Source organism: Escherichia sp. MOD1-EC6021 (assembly GCF_002965245.1).
Lineage (GTDB): Bacteria > Pseudomonadota > Gammaproteobacteria > Enterobacterales > Enterobacteriaceae > Escherichia > Escherichia coli_F.
Genome location: NZ_PTRU01000066.1, coordinates 1 through 5922, shown reverse-complemented (window position 1 = coordinate 5922; position 5922 = coordinate 1). Strand labels below are relative to the sequence as shown.

Annotated in this window: 7 protein-coding genes and 2 pseudogenes; 2 read left to right on the top strand and 7 right to left on the bottom strand. The window is 57.8% G+C overall.

Going from position 1 to position 5922, the window contains the following annotated elements; genetic code table 11:
* Positions 1-63: 63 nt before the first annotated feature.
* Positions 64-243: pseudogene (locus tag BEB54_RS30055) on the top strand (pilus protein); the annotation flags it as partial.
* 84 nt (positions 244-327) lie between these two features.
* Here BEB54_RS30055 and BEB54_RS27485 read toward each other — a convergent pair.
* The 3 genes from BEB54_RS27485 to BEB54_RS27475 are packed head-to-tail and all read right to left on the bottom strand — an operon-like array spanning position 328 to position 2582.
* Complete coding sequence (locus BEB54_RS27485; protein ID WP_001315564.1) at positions 328-891, bottom strand: methyltransferase; 564 nt, start codon at positions 889-891, stop codon at positions 328-330.
* Between the two features lie 47 nt (positions 892-938).
* A complete protein-coding gene (locus BEB54_RS27480; RefSeq protein WP_032285001.1) occupies positions 939-2300 on the bottom strand; it encodes a DUF3560 domain-containing protein in 1362 nt (453 codons plus the stop codon).
* A gap of 51 nt (positions 2301-2351) precedes the next feature.
* The gene (locus BEB54_RS27475) at positions 2352-2582 is read right to left on the bottom strand and encodes a hypothetical protein (protein WP_000218642.1); all 231 of its coding nucleotides are present in this window, start codon (positions 2580-2582) and stop codon (positions 2352-2354) included.
* Positions 2583-3116: 534 nt separating this feature from the next.
* Here BEB54_RS27475 and BEB54_RS29620 point away from each other — a divergent pair.
* A pseudogene (locus BEB54_RS29620) lies at positions 3117-3354 on the top strand (hypothetical protein); the annotation flags it as partial.
* 148 nt (positions 3355-3502) lie between these two features.
* Here the strand turns inward: BEB54_RS29620 and BEB54_RS27450 are convergent.
* The 4 genes from BEB54_RS27450 to BEB54_RS27430 all read right to left on the bottom strand — a co-directional run.
* Positions 3503-3994: a DUF1380 family protein gene (locus BEB54_RS27450; RefSeq protein ID WP_047090239.1), complete on the bottom strand. Its 492-nt coding sequence runs from the start codon at positions 3992-3994 to the stop codon at positions 3503-3505.
* A complete protein-coding gene (locus BEB54_RS27445) occupies positions 3994-4419 on the bottom strand; it encodes an antirestriction protein (protein WP_001198893.1) in 426 nt (141 codons plus the stop codon). Before BEB54_RS27445 ends, BEB54_RS27450 begins: the two co-directional genes overlap by 1 nt.
* Positions 4420-4832: 413 nt before the next feature.
* Complete coding sequence (locus BEB54_RS27435; RefSeq protein WP_001044386.1) at positions 4833-5603, bottom strand: hypothetical protein; 771 nt, start codon at positions 5601-5603, stop codon at positions 4833-4835.
* 44 nt (positions 5604-5647) lie between these two features.
* Positions 5648-5922, bottom strand: a 275-nt coding sequence (locus BEB54_RS27430; protein WP_057108832.1) for a DUF1380 family protein, incomplete at its 5' end; no start/stop codon positions are given.

Sequence of the window (5922 nt, the reverse complement as noted above, 5' to 3'; positions counted from 1 at the left end):
GGATGCCGCCAGGCAGCCGGGAGCCGAAGGTGCGCCCGGCAGACAGGACAACACTGCAGTAGTCAGAATCAGAGCAGCAGGAAAAAGAAGAACAGTAGCAGTAGCAGTAGCAGTAGCAGTAGCAGTAGCAGTAGCAGTAGCAGTAGCAGGAACAACAACATCATCAGTAACAGACAAATGACAGGCATGAAGAAACAGAAGCCCCCATCAGAACGTCCGCGTAATGAAAGGGGCGGCGCGTGAGCGCGGCCCCTTTCAGCGCCACCGGCGCGCGTTTTTTCCCGGCGCGGGCAGACAGGCATTTATCCTCCCGCCGGCCCTGTGTCATCAGGCACGCAGACGAATAATCATCGTCGGGACATCGGTATAAGCAAACGTGCCGCGCGGCAGCTCCTCGCGGACGTCAGAAAACGGTAACAGCTTCTCCTGCTGGCGTGGTCCGTTGAGACAGACGGCGACCAGCACGCCACCCGGACGCAACAGGGAAAAGGCCCGCAGGATATGCCGGATATCCTGCCCGTGGCTGAACGGCGGATTCATGATAACCCGGCTGTAATACTGCACTGGCTGCCATTCCATGAAGTCGCCACACTGAACCCTGACACCGTTAAAATTTTCCCGCAGATACCGGACCAGCCCGCTGTTGATTTCCACCGCATCACACATGGCCCCCGGCGCGGTATCCCGAATCGCCCGCAGTATGGCCCCGGTGCCGGCAGAGGGTTCCAGAATGTGATCACGGTTGCTGATCTCCGCCAGCATCACCAGGCGATCACAGACCGGGGCAGGAGTCACAAAAAGCTGAGATTCAGCCCGGATTTCAGCAACCGGCGCGGCGTTATCCAGCCTTGCGCGCATCAGCCGGATACGTTCTCTTAACTGACTGTGCATATCATTATCTCCGTCATCCCCCGGGGATTTTCCCGGGGGGATATACCTTATTTCTGTGGGATTTCCGTGATTTTCATGTCGGTGATATACACATTCACCAGGCGGAAATTATTGTCCATTGTGCGGCGGTACCGGTATGCCCCGTGGTCTTCTGCTTCTGCCACACTGCGCACGGCCTTACAGTCCCGGGGCAGGGCGGCCCACTGTGCCTTTGTCATTTCCCGGAAACCTTCCCCCGGATAGTTGACTACCGGCGGACGCTTCGCGGCCTGACTGGCGACGGCAGCCTCTTCTGCCGATGGTGCTTTGTAGTCCGTGATGCGATCGGGCGTCACTTTCATCGTGCCGCTGTACCCGAGAAAACTGTAATTTGGCGTTGTGACTGAACTCACCGCCCCGTTGCTTTTGTTCACACGGATGATGGTCAGCCACTCGCCCCGGCTGAAAACCTGTCCGCCCGGCTCAAAATCCTGTGTCCGGGTAACCACGCCGCCGCTTTCGTCCAGCATGGCACGCTCATAGATCAGGCGGTTCTGATAGTGGTTAACCCAGCGTTGTTGATGCTGAATCTGCCGTTCATGACAGCGGATCGCAATTTCGCGGGCCTGCTCCGTGGTGATGATGTCATCATCCAGGGCCGACCATAACGATCGACTTCCTTCATACTGGCTTTTTTCTGCCGGGCGCGGATACGTATCCAGCGGGAAACAGGCGCTGATATGGTCATGACTGCTGATGAGTTTTGCCATATTCAGATCCAGCGATTCAGCCCGCCACATCGTCAGATATTTCTGCGGCTGCGCGATGGTCTTTTCAGCCTTGCGCAAATCAGCTTCGATTTTTTTGATACGACGCCAGCGAACGTCCGGACGTTCTTTATACTTCGCGTGAAGCAGTGCCGACCGCGCCCGCTCTTCCCAGTATTCCGCACGTTCAAAGAGCATCACGGCTCGTTTCATGCCGTTTTCAATACGCTGCGCATCACGACGGGCGCGGCGTTCGCTGTGATGCCCCACAAGAATGGGCTGACCGGGCGGGATCATCGCGGCCAGTCTTTCCACTTCATCAAGTGCCTGTGCGGATTCACTGGCCCGCTTTCCGCTGTATCCGGTAAACCGCTCCGCCCGTGCTTCCTGACGTTCAGCGAGCGTGCTGTCTTCATCCTCAATCTCTCCGGCAAGTGAGAGGAGCACGTCTTCCCGGCCCGGTGTCCAGGCTGGCGCGACAAACAGCGCCTGTTTTGGTGCCCAGCGGAAACCGGCATCATGCACTTTTTTATACGTCTCCGGGTCAAGACGTGACACGGCATACAGGCGCAGTTTGTTGTCATCCGGTGAGTAGGTCGCGCGGTACATCTGCACAGGGCTGGCGGCTTCCGGGGCGGTCATGGTGATTGCTGCTGATGTCATAAAATGTTCTCCTTCCGTCTGTTGCCGCCCCTCGCGGGGCGGCTCACCTCATCAGTTAAAAGCGCGTTTCAGTTCGAGTGTGCGGAGCACCTGCCCGAAGGCCGTGTTTTTCATGGCGGGGATGTGTACACCACGCCCCCGGTGAAAACTCCGGGCAATGTGTCGCCCGAAGGCTTTCAGCACGGGGTCAATTTCCGGCGCGGGGATGTCTTCGCGTCTGAAACGGGGATGACGGCGGGGCTTTACAGCCGCTGCGGAAGGTGAAACAATACTTACTGTCATAATTTAGCCTCTTATGACGTTAATTAATGAAACCGTAAAGACTGTTCGTGCAGTCTCTGCGGTGTGGATTAAGCAGGTCCCTGACCTGCTTTTTTCATATCTGCGTCTGACGTTCTCCGGTGTTTTCCTCCTTCTGTTCCTGCGTTCTCATTACCTGCCAGCCGGATGACTGACAGAACACATAAATGCGTATTGCCGGAGCCTGAAATAAATCCTGATTTTTAAAGAACATCACCCGTTGAGTTTCGGGAGCCGCGGTTTTGACGTTTCGCGGGAACCTGCTGCTGTATTCCCTGTGGTATGAACTTCACCCGTTTGAGAACCTTCGCCGCAAGGGGCATCACTGCCACGGCCTGACGCACCTGTCCTGGGCAGAACGCAAAATTTTTTACCGGGTTTTGGGTAAAAAATTTTGTGGGCTGTTCATTTACCCTGGACAGTCAGTGCGGCAGGTTGTGGCTGTATGAGCCCCCGGCGACAGGGACTCATACGGGTGTGTGGCATCCGGCAGGCAATGAGCAGGGACCCGCCGCAATGACGGAGAGCGCGTGCGCGAAACGGCGTTGCGCCTCACATCCCGGCGGCCTTTTGCCGGGATGCCAGGAGCACAGGCCACGGCGCGACAAGGGTGGCGCGACCGTTCCGGTCGCTGCAAGCCCGGGGTTTTGCGGCGTCAGGGATGGAAGCCCGCCAGGGCGGAGACAGCTCCGCTGGCTCCGTTCACGACAGCCCGCCCCGCAAGCGGGACGCCCGGGAAAGCCATAAACAGGAGAGCAACGAAAAGAAGAAGAGGAAGAAGAACAATAACAAGCACGGTAACCACAGAAAAATAACATCAGAAAAAAACATTCCGGACACATCACAAACGGGAAGGGTAACGGGCGACGCGTCAGCGTGGCCCGCTTCCCTTCCGGCAGGCGTCAGCCTGCCAGGGGGGGTCGCGCGGGCTGACAGACGGCCTCCACCGCCTGCCCCTGTAACACAACGTCCATTGCTTCGCGTTCTTCCCTGACGAATGCGTCACCGTCGCCCCCGTTCTCACTCCCGACGGCATACAGGCGCTTCATTTCACTGCCAGCCAGCGCCATCACTTTTTCCAGCATCACCGCCGGAACTGTCACCTGACGGCTGGCGCGCTTTTCTTCCATCAGTTCACGAACAACGTCATGAACAATGCTGACATCCGCACCATATTCAAAGGCATCGTCCAGCCGCTGCATGACGGTTTCCAGCTCATCGTCTGACAGGTTCCAGTCCTGAGCCATATGGCGCACATCCCCACGGGTCAGCACCACGGCCAAAACGCATTCACTGTCCGGCACGTCTGTATCCAGTACATCGCGGATAATTTCTTTAACAGTACATGTTCTCGTCTTCTTTACAGGGGCGGCATTGCCGCCCCGTCCGTTAATCAGTCCAGTGCCGCGTAAATCGCGTTACATTCGGGGTGAAATTCGATGTGGCTCCACAACTGCGCATCGCGCATCCGGTAAAGCTGGGTCAGTCCTGCATCCCCACTGTCGTGGTACAGCCACAACTGGCGGTTAATCACAAGGGAAGTCAGAATGATGCCTGCGGCATCGGCGCTGACCGTGCGGTCAAACCAGTTTTCACCGTTGACCAGATGAAAACGGTCGCCATCCGGCATCATGTAACCGCCACCGTCCGGCAGGCGGATGAAGTGCCAGAATCCGCCTTCATATTCCGGCATCATTTTTTTCGCCAGCGCGTATACAGACGCTTCGGCATACAGAAAATCCAGGCCAAACAGGTAAGGCAGAAAAGACAGACGGTCGCACTCTTCAACGTTCAGAGTGACAGGTTTCGCATACTGCATGATGTTTTCCTCCGTTGTTCACATATTCCGCGACACCGGGCGGTGCCGTGCCTCCATAAAAGCCGGGCGATAAGGCGGGGATGCACAGGGCGCAAGGGAAGCCGCAGCCTGACGCACACGGCTGACGGGAGTTGGAGGGTGAGACAGCGAAATCTGAGCGGGTGAACGACCGGAAAATCACGGCAGACGGGAAGGAGGGACCGGGTGACCGCAGCGGCGAAGCGTACCCTTGCATCCCTGCCAGCCCGGCTAAGATGGAGGCACGGCACAGCCCGCACACGACACGGCGGCCACATAACTGAAAATCCACAAGGCCATGCCCCGCATGGCTGGGTAAAGCGGAGCCGCCGGCGACTTCCTTTGTGCTCTGTCCGGGGACCGGCAGGAAAAAGGCGGGGATTTCCCCGCCATCATCAGCCCCTGATTTTTGCCAGGGCATCCGCCATGCTGCGGATTTCATCCCGTGCCTCCAGAACAACCTCCCGCAGAATATCCCGGTCAAACCAGCGACGGGACGGTTCATCCGGTATACGCAGCACATCACAGACCAGACCACTGGCCAGGATATGCTCCACACACTCACAGACCAGGTACATTTCCACAGAGGAAAAACGTGCGCCACGGTTCAGAATGGCATCGAGCACCACGGGCAGATTTTCGTCATCTTCATCAAGCCAGCAGGGGTAATCGCTTTCCTTCACAACCAGACGAAAGCGGCGCGTCTGGCGGGTCAGCAACGTCTGACCGGTGGTGGTCAGCGCCGCCCGGATACGCCGCGCATCGTCTGCCACCTGGTAACAGATGCTTCGTACTGCATTGCGCACCGCATCAAGAACTGCCCTGATTTCGTCTTCGGTCAGCCATTCACCGGCATACGGAAAAGACACCTGTGTTCCGTCTGCCGGAAGTACCGGCAGCGACTGCCACTGACTGCCGGACAGAACAAGTTCCGCCCCGGTTCCGGTCAGTTTCTGAATGGCGGAGGCCAGGTGCGGCGGCAGTACGCCATCGTGGCGGTTAACGAGTAACGTCGCCAGCCGGGGCGCATCCAGCCGCACGTAAATGCTGATCCAGCCCGGATACTTCAGGTTACGCTGGTCAACATCCGTCTCTTCCGGCCAGCCCTGCGCCAGCAGCAGGTCGCGGGCATGACGACAAATCAGTGCATTCAGCGTTTTATTCATGATTCATGGTCTCCCTGAATCGCCGCCCGGAGGCGGCGATAACATCAGTCGTTTTCGTGCGTGTTGTTTTTCAGCAGGATGCGGGCCTGATTAACCACCGCCTGACGGCGGGTAACGCATTCCGGGACGGCGAGGCCGTAATCACGGGCGGCCCATTCACGCTTCCACAATGCCTGTTCAGCGGTCTGAATCAGGGACGCCAGCAGTTCAGCAGGGACGGTCACCTGGCGGTTTTCGCTCACGTTGCTGATAATCTCCATCGCCGCGGCGGAAGAAATACCGGACTCAATTCGCTGGTCTTCCGGGATGTCCTCCAGGC